The organism is Bartonella sp. AP58NXGY, assembly GCF_042195785.1.
In the GTDB taxonomy this organism is placed as follows: domain Bacteria; phylum Pseudomonadota; class Alphaproteobacteria; order Rhizobiales; family Rhizobiaceae; genus Bartonella.
In genome coordinates this window covers 391-669 of sequence record NZ_JBHIOY010000287.1, presented here as the reverse complement: position 1 = coordinate 669, position 279 = coordinate 391, and the positions used below count along the sequence as shown (strand labels likewise).

Genomic DNA, 279 nt, shown 5'->3' with positions numbered 1-279 from the left:
TTTCTGAACCAACCCCATTCCCTAAAGACCCTTTGCGCGGAAAAGAAGGGCTTCCTTGATGCTGTTTCGATGCCGCTATTTTATTGGCAGATCTCTCCTGTTGTGGCAACGGTAAAAATTTGCGTGAGCTAGGGCTTGGTATTACAAGTTCTTGACGGGGTTTCATAACGATCTGACTGCTGTTATTTACTGGTGTTAATGAAGCAATATTAGCAACATCTTCAAAAAACTGTATTGAAACCGGTTTATTTGTGTCATAGGTAGGAGCAGATAAACTGC

Annotated in this window: 1 pseudogene; it reads right to left on the bottom strand. The window is 41.9% G+C overall.

Features of this window, described 5'->3' with window-relative positions:
* Positions 1–279 (bottom strand): annotated as a pseudogene (locus tag ACFINC_RS10985) (hypothetical protein); the annotation flags it as partial.